This window comes from Pseudomonas sp. JL27(2026) (assembly GCF_056933555.1).
Genome location: NZ_CM167794.1, coordinates 4297501 through 4314817, shown reverse-complemented (window position 1 = coordinate 4314817; position 17317 = coordinate 4297501). Strand labels below are relative to the sequence as shown.

The following is a 17317-nucleotide window of genomic DNA, read 5'->3' as shown; positions in this document are numbered from 1 at the left end:
GTGGATCCTTATTCACTTTTTGCGTTTGAGAGGCGATACAGGGTTTGCGCCATGGCGGAGAATAGATCCCTCACAGGAGCAGCATATAGGGCGACTTGCAGCAATATCAATCACCTTCATATTATTTTCCTCCGCATACCTATTGATGATGTTTACCTCGGCATGGCCTTCCGGTCCTGAGACGTTTGGTACACTAATAGGCGCAACACCCAGGATATTTGCTCTCCCTTTCTGTGCTCCTGACATTCGCCCCCGACTAGACGCAGCCACTGTCTGAGTCTTTCCATCGGGACTGGCAAGAACAGCTACAGCAATTGTTTCGCTATTGAACGATCTGGGTGAACCACCAGGTTTCAGGGATTCGCCATGTATGCTGTGCGCCATTTTTTCTAATGGGTTCATATTAGAGTCATATCGGCATCGCGGACTGAGGCCTAGCGGGTCTGTCCAGCCGACAGGGTTGTTGCTGTACTGATAAATATTCACTCCACCCGCATAACCAATCGGGTCTTTACTGACAAACCGGCCAACACTTGGATCATAGTAACGGTAGCGGTTGTAATGCAGCCCCGTCTCATGGTCGTGGTACTGGCCCTGGAACCGGATCGGGTTCGTCAGTCCTTGCTGTTGTGCCCATTCCGAGCGCTGCTCACGTACTTCACCCCACGCTTTGTACTGCGCGCTCCAGGCGGTGTGGCCGTGTGGGTCGGTCAGTTCCTGCGGCGTGCCAAGGTGATCGCACTGATACCAGGCCAGCGCCTCAAAGGGCAGTACCGTCGGCTTGTGATTCCACAATGGATCGTCATCCAGATTGTAGCTGCCGCTGTAATCCGGTTGGCCAGTCAGGTGAATCGGTTGATGCCGCAGCGCCTGCGCCACCGGCACGAAGCTGCCCGGTTCAAAGATGTAGTGCACCGTGCGGCCAGTGCCGCTTTCGTGCTGCGCCGGGCTACTTTCCCACGCCAGTTGGTCACCGTCCCAGCCATACAGAGTGAAGCCGCAACCCAGTTCGCGTTGTTTGCGCGCATGTTCGTTGCGGTTCCATTGGGAGCCGGCCTCGGGGCGTTGTTTGTAATGGACGCTGGAGTTTTTGTGCAGGCGTCGGCCGAGGGCGTCGTAGGCATAGTCGACGGCCAGGCGAGCATCTTCGAAACGCACCAGTCGGTCGAACAGGTCCCATTGCATCCGGCTGTAACTGCCGTTGTGCAAGCGCTGAATCTGGTTGCCGCGCTCGTCGTATTCGTAATGGGTGCCGGTGTATTCGCGCAGCAGGTTATCCAGCAGTTTGCTGCGCGGCTGGTCTTGATCCAGTGGTCGGCGGATTTGCAGGACTTTCTCGTCCAGCAGGTTGCCGGCCGGGTCGAAGGCGAAGGTTTCCACGCCCTGGCGAGTGGTGGCGCTGAGCAGGCGGCCGACCGGGTCGTAGCGATAGGCGAGGGGGCCGCGACGGCTGTCATTGATGTCGGTCAGTTGCCCGGCGGCATCGTAGGTGTAGTTGCGTTTGAGCAGGGTGGACTTGTCGTCACCACGGGCCAGCAACTGTTCTTGCAGGCGTCCGGCCGGGTCCCACTTTTGCGTTTGCAGCAGGCGGTTGCCTTGATGGCGGACGACTTCCCGGTGCAGGTCATCGCGTTCAAAACCGATCAGTTCATGCTCATCCAGGCGCATGCCCAGCAAGTGCCCGCTGCCGTAGGTCAGCCAACTGACGCGATGGCCGTCCGGGCGCACGGTGGCGATACGCTGGTTAAGCACGTCGTACTCGTGCTGCCAGACCGCGACCTGGGGTTTTTCCAGGCCCAGGTAGTGCTGGTGTTCACGCACCAGATTGCCTGCCGGGTCGTGAAACCACTGCAAGCGACTCTGATCGTTGCAGGCCATCACCAGGTTGCCATTGCCATCGTAGGCGAAGGTTTCCCGTTGCGTCTGCTGACCCAGGCTGGCCTGACGCTCGGTCAGGCGGCCCAGTGGGTCAAACTTGACCGCGATGCTGCGCTCGCCATTGACGGTGCTGTGCAAGCGACCGGTGTTCTGATCGTACTGGTAGCGTGTGGTGTGGCCATCGAAACCGGTTTCTTCCAACAGTCGGCCCATCGGGTCGTAGTGGAAGTGCGCGCGCCGCTCGTTTTCGTTTTCCAGGGTCTGCAAGCGGCCGAGGCGGTCCCAGCGGTAGCGCAGGGTTTGTTCGGCGGCATCGACCCGCTCGGCGATCTGGCCGGCGACGGTATAGCTCCAGGTAGTGCAACGATCCAGCGCATCGACATGCACCAACAAACGCCCCTCGGCATCTCGCTCGAAGCGGTCCTCGGTTTTGTCCGGGTGTTTGATCAGCACCAGGTGACCGGCCTTGTACTGGTACTCGGTGCTCTGTCCCGTGGCATCGGTGAAGCAGATCATCTGCCCGCGATCGTCGTACTCCCAGGCGCTGGTCTTGCCCGAACAGTCGGCGTACTTCACCAACTGGCCGGCGTCGTTGTATTCAAGGGCCTTTTCGTTGCCGTTGGCGTCCTTGATTGCCGTTGGTAGACCCGCTGCGTCGTAGGCGTATTCGGTTTTGTTGCCCAACGGGTCGAGGGCTTCCACCAGATTGCCGTGGTCGTCATAAGCGCGTTGCCACTGACCGCCCTCGGCATCGCTGATTTTGATCAGTTGGCTCTGGTCGTCGTAGGCGTAATGCACCACCGTGTGGTCGGCGCGAATGTGCTCCAGGACATTGCCACGGTCATCGTAGCTGAAGCGGTCGGTGCTGCCGTCGGCGTGAACGTGGCGCACCACATTCTTGGCCTGATCACGGAACAGCCACTCAGAGCTACCGTCGGCATGCCGGATGCGATAGGTGTAGCCAAGGAGGTCGTAGTAGTGCCAGGTTTCGTAGCCATGGGCATCGGTGACGTAGGTCAGGCGGATGTTTTCGTCCCACTCCAGGCGGGTGTCGAAGCTGCCATCGTCAGCCCATTCGCGCACGGCTTTGGCGTCGGCGCCCAGGCCTTCCCATTGCAGATTCATCCCGCGGCCGGTGCGGTCGGAGTAGCGGGTGATCAGGTGATGCTGGTACTGATAATTCCAGGCCGCGCCGTTTTCATCCTGAGCCTGAACCAGATCACCGACAGCGTCGTACTGGTAAGCGCAGAGTTGCCGCTGGGGTGCACCGTCACGGATTTCCCACAGGCCGATCAAGCGACCGTGCTCGTCGAGCAGGGTGCCCAGGTGCAGGTGCACCTTGGTCACGTCATCCTGATAGGTGATCAGGTCCGACAGCACCGGCAGGTCGTCATGCCGATGCTCGTGGTGCAACATGATTCCCGCGCCATTGCGCAGCACGATACCGCTCAGCAGGTAGCGCTGGCCGTGACGGACGTAGGTTTCCTTGCGTTCGAAACCACGGCACAGCACCAGTTGCTGTTCGCCGGCGCGCACCAGGGTGAAGTTTTCGATCGGGTCGTAGTGGAACAAACCGACCTTGGGCAATGGATAGTCATGGCTGCGGCCGTCGGCATCCTGAAACACCAGGCCGTCGTCAACGCAGTCGAAGCGGGTGGTGAACTCGCTGATCCAGCGAGCACCCATGATGCCTTGGTCGTAGGCGCTCAAGGCAGAGCAATAGGTGCGGGTCCACGCTACCGGGAACGGTCCTGGCAGGCTGAAGTCGGTGTGTTCCATGGATTCCGAACCCATGGCAAAACTGATGCTTTTACAGGTCCCGGGGCAAACGCCGTTCTTCTGTTCTTTGGGGCGTTTTTTTCCGCGCTTTTGGCGTCGGATCACCTCCAGCGCATTGGCACTCGCCAGCTGCTTGGCCTGGCTGATGGCATCGGGTTTGACACTGGCACCCTGACCGTTTTCGTTGCGCAGCGTCCATTCTTTCACGCTGTCCGCCAGGGTCTGACGCAGGCGCTCAAGGGAGTCCGGGTTTTGTGGGTCGGCCAGCTTGTTCAGCTCGCGGCGTAGCTGCGGTGCCAGGGCCCGTAACTTGGGCGTGTTACGCAGCACTTTCGCTTTGACCTTTGGCGGTAACAGGGCGTCCGCCGCTACGTTGGCCAGGCTCTTGTAAGTGAGCTTGAGGATGCTTGAGGCGGCACCATAGGAATTGTCGATGATTTCACTGGGGTTATGCAGCAACGCATCCGCATGTCGCCCGAAGGAATCGAGGTCGGTCTGGGTATCAATCGTCCCGGTCGCGAGTGCCTCCAGACCCTTGGCGAGGTCGATCACCATCGCTTCGCCGTACTTGCCGATGGCGTCCAGCAGGTCCTTGAGCTGTGCCTTGGCCTTAGCCCCGACAAAGTCATCGAGGGCGCCGACGATGTCGGCGTTCAAGTGCCCGATCAGGATATTGATCAGGGCATCGCCCAGGGCTTTCTTGCCCTCCTGACGCACCAGAAACAGCATCGGTCGCAAGCTCATGCGCGCTGCGGCCATGGTGGGTGGAAGCGGGATAACCCCGATCAGGTTGATCCCCAGGCTGACCCAGACGAATGGGTCTGGCTCTTCGCTGGTGGCCAGCGTGACGATGTCCCCCAGGGCATCCATCAGCGCAATGACGTTGCCCACCGCAGGCAGGGCGCCCGCGACGTTTTTGATCCGCTCCAGGTTGACCCAGTCGTCGCTGATCTCTCGCAGCCAGGCATCGAAGTTTTCGGCGCCCAGGCCCACGTCCTCGATGTAGACCTCGCTCAGGGGGGTAGGCGCTACTTGGGGTTCACGTAGTTTTTTAACAGCTTTGCTAGTGGTCATGAAAGCATCTCAGCGGCCATCAGGCTCGGGGTCTGAAGAGGAATCTTGGGAAGGCTCGTAGGCGGTAGGCTCTGCACGCTGGGTAAACCTGGCAATTGACCGATCTTGCTCGCAGCCCCCAACACCGACGAGGCGCTCGGCAGGGAGGCACTGGCTCGTTGTGGCATGCCAGCGAGTCCGCCTTGCACAAGCCCTTTGACCTGCCGTGCGGTTTGCATCGCGCCTTGTGCGCCTTGCATCAGGTCCTTGCCGTTTTCCAGCATGGCGCTGCTACCGCTGGGCAGGAGGCTCGTCACCATGGCCTGCACCTGTGCCGGAACACTCTCCGCGCCGGGTTGTTGCCGAGGCCACTCGGGCTTGCCGACATAGCTGCCAACACTCCAGGTGTCCGCTGGGTCCTTGCCGAACATGACCCGTGCAGGGCCAGGCGCGGCGCCGGAGACGGTCGCAAAACCTTTGGCGTCGAGCGTACCCTTGAGGCTCTTGCCGAGGGCGTCAATCACTTCGAAATCACCGTCCTTGATGCCCTGCCGTCCGGCGTACTGGTTGAACAGTTCCAGATTGCCCTTGCCGGGTTTCGGCGGTTCGGGGAACACACCCGCGAGGCTTTTCGCCCCGGTGTAGGCGAAGTTCGCCGCGTGGGCGGTGTACGGCCCGGTGGTGGCGTGGGTGATGCCACCGGCGTTGTAGGTGGTGGCGCTGCCGCCGCCCTGGATCACCAGTTCGGTTTTTGCCGTGAGGGTGATGCGGTCGGCGTTGGCGGTGATGTTGAGTTTGGCCAGCAGGTTGATGCTGTCCTTCAGCGCCCGAAGATCGATGTCGCCGGAGGCCGCCACCAAACGCCAACCCAGGTTCTGCACAAACAGGCGCATGCCCTGGCTGGCGCTGGCCAGCAGGCGTTTGCCGATGGCCAGGCTGGTGTGGCCGGTGCTGCTCAACGCCAGGTGTTCGCCGGTGGCGATATGGGTCGAGCGCGGGGTGGTCAACGCGATGCCGGCCGGGCTGGCGAGCACCAGGTGCGGTTCGACGAACTCGGGGAATTCGTTGGTGCTCAGGTCGCCCGGCCCGGTGCCCAGAATGCCCAGGTGCTGGGCATGCATCGCTTTGGCCACGTCGTCCTGATCGCCGGGTTCCTGGGCCTGCACCTCGCGGGCCTGAATCGCGAAACCGTCCTGCTGCTCGCTGGCGGTGGCCAGGCGTTCGGCGGTTTCCGGCAGGTCCTTGTGGTGCTTGCTTTCGTGGTGACGAGGCTCGGTGGTGATCAGCAATCCCGCCGCCGCACGCACCGCGCCATGGCGGTCGGTGCGCAGCTCAAAGCCTTCGCCACGCGGCTGGCCACCGGACGGACGTGGGTGGGTCAGGTAGCCGAGGTTGATCGCGCTGGCACCGTGGTCACTGCGCAGCGCGATGCTGATTTCGCTGGTGGTGTCGTCGATGCGCAACTCGTTGGCGCGGCTGCCCTTGTATTCCTTGCTCTTGACCGTGGCCAGGGTCTTGAAGTCCGGCAACTTGTACGGCGGCAGGTTCACCCCGTGGTACAGGCACCCGGTGATCAGTGGCTGATCCGGGTCACCTTCAAGGAAGCTGATCAGCACTTCCATGCCGATGCGCGGCAGGTTGATCGAGCCGAAATTCTGGCTGGCCCAGTTCGACGCCACGCGCATCCAGCAACTGGTCTTGTCGTCGAACTCGCCCTCGCGGTCCCAGAAGAACTGCACCTTCACCCGGCCATATTGGTCGCAGAAAATCTCTTCGCCAGCAGGGCCGGTGACGATTGCACTCTGGGTGCCGAGCACTTTGGGTTTCGGGTGATCGAGGGGAGGGCGATACGGCACGTCCCACGGGATTGCGCTGAAGCTGTTGCGATAGCCCTGATGGAAATCGTCCTTGAGGTCGGTGACGTCGCTGCTGATCACCTCTTCCAGCACCTGCGGCTGTTTGCCTTCGTGGAGAATTTCGGTCAGCAGCCACAGGTCGTTCCACGCCGGGTTGGCGTGCTCGGTCAGGGCCAGGAAATGCCCGGTGACCAACAACGGCTGATCACTGTTGCCTTCGGCGAGGCGGTAGTCGCTGCGGTGGCGTTCCAGCGCCCGATTGGCCAGGTGTTTACCGCGCTCGCGGTCGACAAAACGCCCTGGGTAGTCGTAGTCCTCAAGGTCCGGTTTGGCGCTGCTCTTGGCGTCGCTTTCCAGCTCGATGCGCGGCTTGGTGAAGTCGTAATCGCGGCGCGTGGTGCGGCTGGTGCGGGTGGCCAAACGCAACCCGAAGCGCTTGATCACCGGGTCATCGGCGACCAGCCCGGTGTCCTGCTGATAGGCCACCGGCGCGAGTTTCGGGAACACCGTCTGATCGTCACCGAACACCAGCAGATGGCCGCTGGCGCTGTGCTGGAAGTGGTAGTGAATACCTTCTTCTTCGCACAGGCGCTGGATGAAATGCAGGTCGGATTCGTCGTACTGCACGCAGTAAATGCGCTCGGGGTACACCGCGCTGAGCTGGAATTTGTAGTCGCTGGCGAGGATGCCGTGCTCTTCCAGCACCTGGGCCATGATCTGTGGCGCGGTCATCTGCTGGAAGATGCGCTGATTCACGCGATGGGCCAGGTAGGCCAGTTGTGGACGCAGGGAAATCCGATAGCGGGTCAGGCGCTTGCCGGCCTCGCCCTGGGCGATGCTGTAGACCAGCCCGTGAATGCCGGTGCCGTTTTGCGAGAGCTGCAAGAAGGCCAGTTTGTGCAGCAGGCTTTCGAGGTTCAGCGAGGAACGTTCGCTGACCAACTCCAGCTCAAATTCGAACGGTGTGTTCAGGGCTTCACGGCCCTTGAAAGCCAGGACCTGAAAGTCCGCGCCCTCAAGGGTCAATGTGAAATGGGGTTGGTTGGCCGGTGAGAACATCCCTTGTTCCTCGTGCAGTGCAGCGGCGTCCATCGACATCCCTGTCGGGTATCAAAGAACGCAAGAATTTTTGAGTGACGCAAACAGCATCGACCAGCAGCGCTGGCCGATGTGGTGTAACGGTCGGCCAGACTTAGCCAGCGACCGGGGAACGCCAGTCATCGGAACCCGAAGTACCGGATACTTCGTGGGTCCAGGTGATTTTGCGGTAGGTGAAATGCACGTCTTCCAGGTGGGTGAAGTGCGAGTTCGATGGGTCCTGGCAGTTGTGCATGTAGTCCTTGATGTCCACGATGATCGCGTCTTCAAGTTTGGTGGTGTAGTAGTGCTCTTGGGTGCCGGCAGCGGAGGTGCGGTACCACTTGATTTCGATAGTGGTCATGCGCTCGCCCGAGGTCAGGGCAGCCAGCAGCAGTGGGGAAGCCTTGTCGAAGACTTTGGTGATAACCACGGGTTTGTGAACGCGCTGGCCGGTTGGTTGGCCGGACTGCGGGTCACGCGGGATGATCACTTCGTGGCTGAAACCCTGAACCATGACCTGGTCTTCGTGACCTTCCTGGTAGGTGTTGCCAACGGAGTCAGCGGTGAAGGCGCCGGCGGTGATCAGGCCTTGTTTTTCGCCGGTGACGGACATATACGCTGGTGTTGCCATGGATGCTCTCCTTGCTTACATAAATGAGATAGCCCGGGGGCGAAATCGCCCGGTGGGTGATCTTTATGTATCAAGGTTTGTGCCATGTATGAAAAATACTATTTAAATCAATTAATTATTAGATTGCCCTGTGAGACCTTGCCCTCTTTTGCGTAGGAACAGTCGCTAAAGTGCGCAAGAAGTTGCGCAGTACTGCGCAAGAAGTTGCGCACTCGGCTACAGCCCAGGTGGGCCGTGGGCTGTAGGGGATTGGTGGGCGGATTTCTGGAAACAAGTGCGCAAGAAGTTGCGCACATAGACAAAAGGCCGCCTCCCGGCTAAATCTCAAATCGGGGGCAAGAAATCGTCGAAACGGGCAACGAGCCCTACGGTCTGCAACACAGCAGCTTGATTGCTCAGACAACAATCAAGTCACGTGAGCGAAAGCACAGATTTCATCGCGTGATGACGTGCCCCCATCATTTGCTCGGCTCTACTGCCAGTGCCTGAACGGCACTGACTGCGTTTCGCGCCCGTATCCATTGCACCTTCCTGAAAAGAAGTCTGAAGGTGTAAACCTTATTCAGGGCGGGACAGCGCTATAAAACAAAGCCCCGTCGGAAGACCGAGCGGGGCTTTTTCGTTCAGACCTTTCAGCCCGTCGAATTGAAGGGCTCAAAAGCTGCTCGCCAAGAGGTGGGGGGAGGCCGTAGGTGTGTCTGATCGTCTTTAGGCTGAGCCTGTAATTTTTGACTCGGTCGCCCCGTATTTTTTCAACAAAAAAGTGTGCCACCCCCTTATTACACGTCTGATTTCGAAAAGCCGAGGGATTCAAGGAATCAAGGGCAAGCCCTTATAAATCGGGCCTTTCAGAGCCTTGAGACAATCCCTGACTTTTTTTCAGGGAATGAGGCAGGTGGCAGTAGTCTTTATTGAACTGAACAGAGTTGTATTCCCTTATCCCTACTTTCGTATCTATTAAGGGATTGATGGAGGCCGCGTGATTCCTGGGCTGTTCCCTTATTCCCTTGATCCCTCCGGAAAAAGATACATTGGAGGATTGATCATATAAATACGTGTTGCTTGGAAAGCGGACTGGAGACCGCTTGTTCACTGGCTGGCCCCGTTCTGTTCCAATTTCTTGGGGTCGATCACGTAAAAGCGTGCATCACCACCGCCTGGCGTGTTGTAGCGCTTCATTGACCGTTTCTGATTGGCCTCGATGTCCACTTTGGCCAGCGCTTCAACCCCTTGGAGAGCACGAACAATCCGATTTCTGCCAAAGCCAATGGCGGCCTCTTCCAACGCTGGGGCATTGAACAGATAGAGTCGTTTTCCATGCTCGATCTCGTAGTAGCCCGCTCGGTTGTGAACGGTCGCGTTTGGATGGGTGTCGTGCACGCTGGAAAAACGGCTATCGCCGTGGCGGGAAATAAAGTGAGCGACACCACGCAGAATCTGGCGGTCTTCCGCGTTACCGTCTCCGGCGGTTGAGAGCCATTCGTTGAACAAGAGACAGCAGGCTTTTGTGGCTGTGCCTTCCGGCCAATTAATCAGCTTGCGACGGATGGCCAGTTCACCGGCCAGCGCCATAATTGCAAAACGATCAGCAACCCGGCCAGCCTGCGAACTATCGGTGCCGAAGGATTCCCGCTCCTTCCTGAATGCACTGTGCAGATCCTCGGGTTGCTGAATCAGCGACTCCACAAATGCTGGGCCAAGGTGACCATAGTGCTGTGACACGGCATCGTTAAGCGTTCGGTGAAACTCTTGTCCTGTCAGACCATGTACATCATCGAAGGCACGGTGAGTACGAGTGCCAGCATTCACATCCACCATGCGCAACTCGGCTCCTGCGTGTGCACTACTGCCCCCGATGGCAGCGTGGTCTGATAACGATCGTTCACCACTGGAGAGCGCGAGTACACGCCAGGTCAATTTGGCGCGGCCTTCACGCTCTCGGGTCATCGTGCCTTTGCCCGTGCCGTTGGCGATGGCATACGCCATTTCCTGGACACGCTTGGGATCAGCTCGCTTGATTTCGTCCAGGATCAGCACGGTGTCATTGCGCGAAGCAGCCTCGATTTCGACACCGCCCTTCGACACATCCCACGATGCTGCGAAGGTGCCGGGGTTCCCCCAGATTGACGCCGCCAAGAGCTGGGCGAGCGATTTACCGCTTGAAGAGTCGCCCACTAGGTGAACACCACCGCCATTAACTCCTACCTTGGCGAGCAGAGGCCCAGCCAAGGCGCAGCAGACCGACAGGATCAATACGGGGTTGCCCAGGCAGCGTGTAGCAATCTCGGTTTGCCAGTTGCAGAGAGTCCCCTTGCAGGTGAATACATTTATCGCCCGGCCAGAGTCCTGGAATCGCACGTTGCTGCTGCCTATGACTCGTGAGGGCAGCACAAATGCCCCTGACTCATGCCATCCAGGTTTAGTAGTGGTAGCGATCACTAGGTCAGGCGAGTGATGGCTCGCCAGATACGGAACGATTTGGCGTCTCTGGTGGTGCTCGATGACCAAGCCTCGGTTCATCAAGACCTTCATGACTTCATCACCTTTGCCTGCGAGTGCTTCCATGGGCATCACCCACTCAATACGCCGCCCCCGGTGACTGAAAGAAAGTAGGCGCCCAATGCTGCCGTCTTCTGAGTTAACCGTTTCAGCTTCAACGTTTAAAGGTGTGCAGATCCAGTGATCCACTGGAATGGCTTTTTCCTCTGACCCGTTTTGTTTCAATCCGTGATACCAGGTGCCCGCCTTGTACGTTTTTCCCTCGACATTGCAGGCGTGTTCGTACACGGCAAAATGCGGCCGTTCCAGTTTTTCAGGTGATGGCACTTTAGGATCGCCGACCAGGCTTAGGGTCAGGCTTTTTTCGTGGGTGTTCATGGCTTGCGGCTCTCTTTGTATTGGCCGGTTAGCCAGAGGTACAGATCGTTGAAGTCGGATAGGCCGAACGGGGCGTCTAGAGGCCAGTTGGGAAACACCACAAGAGCCCCAGTTGCATGGGCGGTTTGGTTGGCGGCGGTTCTTCCAGGATTTCCTTTGGTTTGGCGGTCATCATCACCAGCGATTACCAGTTCCAGTGTGTCGCCATAGCGCTCGCGCATTGCTATGGCCACCGACTTGAGGTTGCCCGCGTTCATGGCGCAGACCACAGGGCTGCCAGTGTTGCGGTGCAAGGTTGCACCGGTGGCCCAGCCTTCGCAGACATACAAGCGACAGCCTTCGGAGATTTTGCCCAGTGGTGAGTAGCAACCTTGTACTCGGCCGCCTGGTAGAAAGCGTTTACTGCCATCTGATGTGATGGTCTGTAGGTTGATCAGGCGGCCCTCATGGCAGAGAGGAACGACCAGCCGACCATGACCCAACTGACGCAACTGATAGGGGGGCACCCCCTTGGCCATCAGGTACGTGTGTAAGCGGTCGGCGGGCTTCGCCGTTTTCCAAAGCTGCGCAGCGTGTCGAGCAGCTTCCAGATGCTTTTCTTCCTGGAGTTGCTGTGCGCGCAGGGCGGATGCTTTGCGTTCCTGATCGACATGTCGACTGCGCTCTTGGAGCAGTTGAACATCGGCAGTCGAGAGGTGGAACAGGCCTAGGCGCAAGCGCTCATCAATCTCCTTGGCTGCGTCCATTTGTCGGCAACCATTGAGGTAGGCCAACAGTGACACCAAGTCACCGCCGTGCGCGCTGTCGTCGGCAAAATCATTCCACCGGCCAGAGTCGAGCGACACGCCGAAGGAGCCGGCTTTTTGATCCCCGCGAGCAAGGTTGGGTGCCACCCATTCGCGGCCTTTGCGTGTGCCTCCAGGTAGCCATTCAGGCAGCAGTGTTTCGGCAGCGCTCAGGGCGTACAGGGCTGTTTGGCGTATCAGATCAATAGGGCTGAGACTGCTCATTGCACACCTCCATGCCCCACAGCGACTAGCACTAAATTCCCGTGTTCGTTCAGGGTGTAAGGTTGGTTGGGCTCCAAGCCGTTTTCGCCGATGTACCCGATCTTGGTGCGGCACCGACGTGCCTGTCCGTCGTAGTACTGGATAATCGCGAGTCTGGAAGACGGCGATTGTTTACATGTAAGGGGCGCAGTGCTGGCATCGTTTATCAGCAGAGGGGTAGAATTCAGTGGTCGCATGGTTTTTTCTAAGAGTTCTGTGCGGTGGGTCGGGTCAGTGGTCGAAACACTGACTCGGCACTTTTTCTTTCAGGCCTGTGCTCATCAGGCCGCAGTGTGATTTGAATCCCTTCTCGTTTTACTTCCTTTGGCGTTGTAGCCATCACCTGGCGCCATCCTTAGCTACGCGCTCAATCCAAGCTTTCAGTTCGGTCATTAGGATCAGACGTCGGCGTCCAAGCTTGAACGCTTTGAGGTCGCCTGAACCGATTACCTCGTAAATTCCCGACCTTGAATGGCTTGTGAGCCGCGCAGCTTCTTCAACGCTGACAGATAGCGAGGGCGCGGTTTCTGCTTGGGTCATTTTCTTTCTCCTTGAGTGTCCACATGGACTGTACGATACTGTGCTGAACGTAAACATAGTATTTGTAAGTAACATCGCATGCAAGCTGTTTTGCTTGTAGACACTTGTGGGGCTCATATGGCAAACCGGTCAAAAAAAGTCGTGATATCGGCACGGATCGACCCGAGACTGAAAGATGCCTTGGACATCGCTGCGAGTATGCAGAACAAGAAAATCGTGAAGCTCTTGGAGGAGCTTGTAGAGGTAGGGCTAGCTGACCTGACACTTCAGAGCCCTTTTCGGGGAGGGCATCTACCTAACGGCCCAGATATGAATTTTTTAACAGTGTTTGACGCTGTATGGGATCAGGATGAGGTTGTTTTTAAGCTAAGAGCAGGCACGATCGGGCCGGATTTTTGTGGGGAAACTCTTTCTCGCCAGGCGAAGGTCGTCATTGATTCTGAGCGCTTCAAAGGCGATTTTGATCTTTTCGGCGATTTGAACGGCCATACGGCCTTATGGGGAGGTACGTACGACAAGCACTACGTGAACCTGGAGCTAGTGAAAAAGGAGTGGCCGATCATCGAAGGCTATATAGCTTTTCTGGATAACAATCAGCCGTTAGTGGTTTCGTACGAGGATTACAAGAAAATGAGAGGCGAAGAGAGCTAGATAAGCTCTACTGCTGCGGCTTTTGTGCCTGGTGCTAGATGGGCGTATCGAAGTGTCATTTTGATGTCTGAGTGCCCTAAAAGATCTCGTACTGTGTTCAGCGGCACGCCGGCCATCACCAAGCGTGACGCGAAGTCATGACGCATATCATGCCAGCGAAAGCCCTCGATCTTGGCCCGCTCTAGCAGTCTGAGCCAGGCGCTTTTAACGTCCTCTAGGCGACCACCTTCCTGGCTCGGGAACACATACCGAGATTTGCCAGCCTGTTTTTTCCAGTGCTCCAGAACGCTCACGGTTTCCTTGTTCATTGGGATGTGCCGTGTGTCGCTCGTCTTGGTTGTATCGCCAGCGGCAGTGATTGTGTTTGTGCTGAAGTTCACAGCAGACCATTTCAAATCGAATAGCTCCCCGCGCCTCATGCCGGTGTTCAGTGATACCAGCACCATTGGTTTCAGGTGATCAGTGAATGGCAGTTGCAGCAAACTTTGCATCTGTTGCTTGCCGCGATCCGCCCGCCACTGATTCGCGCTCTCACGCCCAGCTCGTATTTCGTCTTGCCGAGTATTTAGGGCTTCGCGGAGGCGTTTGGCCTCATCAGTGTCCAGGTAGCGAACCAGGCCCAACGAGTCGACCTTGAGCTGTTTCAGCTTGGCGAGTGGGTGCGTACTGATGTACTCCCACTCAACCGCACGGCTGAACACGCCGCTGATCGAGCCCATTTTTCGATTCACTGTCGATGCCTTATTACCAGCCTGCATCCAAGCCGTACGGATTTGCTCCAGGTCACGGCCAGATATTGCGTCGATTCGCTGGGACATGATCGCGTCAAAGTTGTTGTCTAGCGTGTGCAGAGTCTTTTCGTGGCCCTTGTGGTGCGTCTTAAACCACGGCATATAGGTGTCGTCGATAAAGTCGCGAAGAGAGGGGAGCGTGGCCCCTTTACGGCCTTGTGTTACCGCTAATGGCTCTCCAAGCTTTCGCGCTTCTGCGAGGTACTGCGTGGCTTCTTGCCGGGCCTGATCAAGCGTGAGGATCCCAACGCGGCCAAGCGTCTTTTTGCGGCCTCGGGCCCATGTCACTACGTATGACTTAGCGCCGGCAGCTGTTACACGGACGAAAAGACCTGTGACGGCAGTATCGTGGATCTCGTACTCTCGACCTGTGACCTGCATGGACGACAGCAGTTTGGCGGTTAGCTTTTCTTTCACCTGAATCTCATGGGTGCAATATGGGTGCAAGAATGACTATACGGAACCGTTTTACCAGACACAACTGGACGGAAAGACCCAGTATATACGGGGACCATCCATTGTTTGCTACGCGCCATATAACCCTCCTAAGGGGAAGGTTGGCAGTTCGAACCTGCCCTGGGACACCAATAACTCAGGCATCCAGCGATTTCAGCACTCAATATCAGAGCCTTATGGGGCGTGGTGGGTGCAAATGAAAGTCGATTGCCGTTAAAAACCCACCGAGAATTTTCGAAGTGGGTTTTTTTATGGGCGCAGGGTTATTCCGTCGATACAAAACTGTTCGAGGCAAAAAGCAGGGGGCGGTTACTTGTTGATACCAGCTCTCGCTTTGTCCCTAATCGCCGCGGGTGCTGGCTATAAGCTGGAAGTCGCATCAGTCACCAGCAGAGAAGTGAGAAAATCCCACTTCGCTATGGATGGCTCAAATGTGAGTCGTGATCACAATTGAGCGATGCCTGCTCCAGTCTGCTGTCAGGGCGCCCACTTACTGCTTCAACTGCCAAGCTGTTGAGCTGGCCGCTGCCTTGAACTTGGCGCGATTCTCCGGCGTGGCGGGTGGTTCGGAGTCACCAAAAATCGCCTTGAGCCAATGCCCGTCAGTAGGGTTTGGGAAGATGATGAACTTGCGGCCAAATTGCTCCTTATCTTCAGTCATCAGGCTATTGCGGTGCTTGACGTCAGCGACGTAATACTTGCGCTTGAAGTCGTTGAGGTTGTCACCCAGCATCACTACCACGTCATAATCTTTGGCGATTTCTGTTTGTCGTGGTTCTTTGTTAGAGCTGTCGCGATAAACCGTCAGGTGTTTTTCATCGGCAAAAGGCAGCTTGTTTTTACGCAGATTGGCCAGGGCGTACTCATAGGTCTTTTCGCCTTGATCACGACTGGTGACGTAGAAAACGTCTACGCCCTTCGATTGTGCGTAATTCAAAAACTCCAACGCTCCTGGCGTGGCGACAGGCCCATTCTCAGCAACCCATTTGTCCCAGGCATCGTCGTCGAAGAACTCTTTCCCCGAATTGATCATGTAGCCCCAGTAGCTATTGCTACTCAGAACGGTGTCATCGACGTCACTGATGATGGCTAAAGGTCGATCGCCGTCCTTATGAGTTTGGAGGGCTCGATCCAGCTGCATTCTCGCTATGTTGAAGCCTTGATAATAGAGCGCTTCGAACTCGGCGGCTGTTTGCTTCCAGGCGACGGCGGAGGTCAAAAGATTGGATGGAGGGGCGGCGGCGATCTGTTCAGCAAAGGTTGGTGTCCCCTGAAGCATCAGAAGCGAGAAGAACAAGGGGGTGATTAGGGTTTTAGTTATTTTTATTTTCACATTTGAGCCCTTAAAGCGAGGATTGAGCAGCTTCAACAAACACTGCCAGGGTGTTCTATATCACCCCGCGTTTACGCTCAATGCAGGTGTCGCGTTTTTAGATCAATGAGGCGTAATTCCCGCCTTTTGCTCTGGAGTCCAGAAGGGGTAGATATCGGATACGTTCCTTGGCCGTAGCATTAGGCTTCACTCCACCTGGTACTCAGATTTGTGTGTGGGTGGGGTTGGGGGCTGGCTGCTTTCAATCGAGAGTGAAAAAGTGCATTTGTAGGTGATGGCTGCTATGGCCTCCTCAGAGGTCATAGCAAGGGGCGGTCTAGACCGAAACTCAATCGTGTGCTTATCGAACCAGTTGCCGGATTCCCAGGAAAAGAATCAAGCCGCCGCAGAGTCGATCGATTGCTTTCTTCCTCTGTTTATATGCTGTAGCGACCTTGGGTTGCGAAAGGGCGATTGCGACCACTCCGTACCAAGCCATCGACACTGCAACTACGACTGCCAGCATGGACAGGAACGTACCCTGTGAAACATGGGTGGGTGCTGCCGCTGAAAAAACAGCCGCATAGAAAGCCATGGATTTAGGGTTGCCAATGTTAGTCACAACCCCTTGAACAAATGACTGCCGAAAGTTTCTGGTGACGCCATTGCGACTCGGTGCAAGTGAGCTCTTCCCGGCCTTGATCAGCAACCGGCATCCAAACCAGATTAAATAGGCTGCCCCCACGACCTTCACGGTCAGTGCGGCCCAAGGGAAGGTTGCAAATACAAAGCCAATACCTGCAATTGCGCAGCTAGCCCAGAACAAATTGACCATCACGATACCCGCTACCAGTGCCAGAGCTTCGGAGCGCGTAGCGGCTACTGCTTTGTGGGCCACAGCAACGAAATTTGGCCCTGGGATAACGACCCCGGCCAGGTAGACCAAAAAAACTGTCAGAACGGCGGGGCCGTCGATCATATGCATTCCTTGCGTGTGCTGTGGACGGGGATCGTTATTAAAGTGAGATGCTTTCAAGTCTGGGGCGCTTATGACCTCAACATACATCGCAATGTTAGCTCGATGCAGGGCTTTCGAGCGTAGTGGTTTTTATAAGCCTTCCGCTGAGAGCGAGCATCGTTCTTGGGGGCGGCAACGGTCTCCTGGTTGTCCATTTGGTTGGCAGTACTCGAAGTGCTTGCCTTGGTTTGACTCCTGCTATGTGGCAGTTGCCTATCATGCTTGTGCGGTTGCGGGGTGGGTGTGGGGTTTGGCTGTTCATATATAGGTAGGTGGCTCCGCTTGGATGGCTATTTTGGTGGTTTCGCATTTCTTCGTCTTCTGAGGGGGGGGATTGCTGAGGTGT

10 protein-coding genes and 1 tRNA gene are annotated in these 17317 nt (G+C 57.0%); 2 read left to right on the top strand and 9 right to left on the bottom strand.

The features are described 5' to 3' along the window. Positions 1–12: 12 nt before the first annotated feature. The 6 genes from AC1Z1G_RS19635 to AC1Z1G_RS19610 all read right to left on the bottom strand — a co-directional run bounded on the left by AC1Z1G_RS19635 (position 13) and on the right by AC1Z1G_RS19610 (position 12743). Complete coding sequence (locus AC1Z1G_RS19635) at positions 13–4731, bottom strand: RHS repeat-associated core domain-containing protein (RefSeq protein ID WP_483621931.1); 4719 nt, start codon at positions 4729–4731, stop codon at positions 13–15. After that, positions 4728–7625 (bottom strand): type VI secretion system Vgr family protein, encoded by a 2898-nt coding sequence (locus tag AC1Z1G_RS19630; RefSeq protein ID WP_483627925.1) that lies wholly within the window; start codon positions 7623–7625, stop codon positions 4728–4730. Before AC1Z1G_RS19630 ends, AC1Z1G_RS19635 begins: the two co-directional genes overlap by 4 nt. Before the next feature lie 133 nt (positions 7626–7758). After that, complete coding sequence (locus tag AC1Z1G_RS19625; protein WP_347903517.1) at positions 7759–8277, bottom strand: Hcp family type VI secretion system effector; 519 nt, start codon at positions 8275–8277, stop codon at positions 7759–7761. Between the two features lie 1089 nt (positions 8278–9366). After that, a complete protein-coding gene (locus AC1Z1G_RS19620; RefSeq protein WP_483621930.1) occupies positions 9367–11154 on the bottom strand; it encodes a DUF927 domain-containing protein in 1788 nt (595 codons plus the stop codon). After that, positions 11151–12164, bottom strand: a complete 1014-nt coding sequence (locus tag AC1Z1G_RS19615) for a toprim domain-containing protein (protein ID WP_483621929.1) — start codon at positions 12162–12164, stop codon at positions 11151–11153. Before AC1Z1G_RS19615 ends, AC1Z1G_RS19620 begins: the two co-directional genes overlap by 4 nt. Before the next feature lie 378 nt (positions 12165–12542). After that, on the bottom strand, positions 12543–12743 hold the full coding sequence (locus tag AC1Z1G_RS19610; RefSeq protein WP_483621928.1) for a helix-turn-helix domain-containing protein: 201 nt from the start codon (positions 12741–12743) through the stop codon (positions 12543–12545). 78 nt (positions 12744–12821) lie between these two features. On the opposite strand from AC1Z1G_RS19610, the gene AC1Z1G_RS19605 reads away from it, so the two are divergent. Further along, positions 12822–13394 (top strand): hypothetical protein, encoded by a 573-nt coding sequence (locus tag AC1Z1G_RS19605; protein WP_483621926.1) that lies wholly within the window; start codon positions 12822–12824, stop codon positions 13392–13394. On the opposite strand, the gene AC1Z1G_RS19600 is transcribed toward AC1Z1G_RS19605, so the two are convergent. Next, positions 13391–14602 carry a phage integrase gene (locus AC1Z1G_RS19600; protein ID WP_483621924.1) on the bottom strand — a complete coding sequence of 404 codons (1212 nt, stop codon included), beginning with the start codon at positions 14600–14602 and terminating at the stop codon, positions 13391–13393. The genes AC1Z1G_RS19605 and AC1Z1G_RS19600 overlap by 4 nt on opposite strands. A 75-nt stretch (positions 14603–14677) precedes the next feature. On the opposite strand from AC1Z1G_RS19600, the gene AC1Z1G_RS19595 reads away from it, so the two are divergent. Then, positions 14678–14772, top strand: a tRNA-OTHER gene (locus AC1Z1G_RS19595). 359 nt (positions 14773–15131) lie between these two features. Here AC1Z1G_RS19595 and AC1Z1G_RS19590 read toward each other — a convergent pair. Both AC1Z1G_RS19590 and AC1Z1G_RS19585 read right to left on the bottom strand, forming a co-directional pair. Beyond that, complete coding sequence (locus AC1Z1G_RS19590; protein ID WP_483627923.1) at positions 15132–15920, bottom strand: 5'-nucleotidase, lipoprotein e(P4) family; 789 nt, start codon at positions 15918–15920, stop codon at positions 15132–15134. Between the two features lie 394 nt (positions 15921–16314). Continuing rightward, entirely contained in the window at positions 16315–16932 is a 618-nt protein-coding gene (locus tag AC1Z1G_RS19585) for a LysE family translocator (protein WP_483621922.1), read from the bottom strand. Positions 16933–17317: the final 385 nt, after the last annotated feature.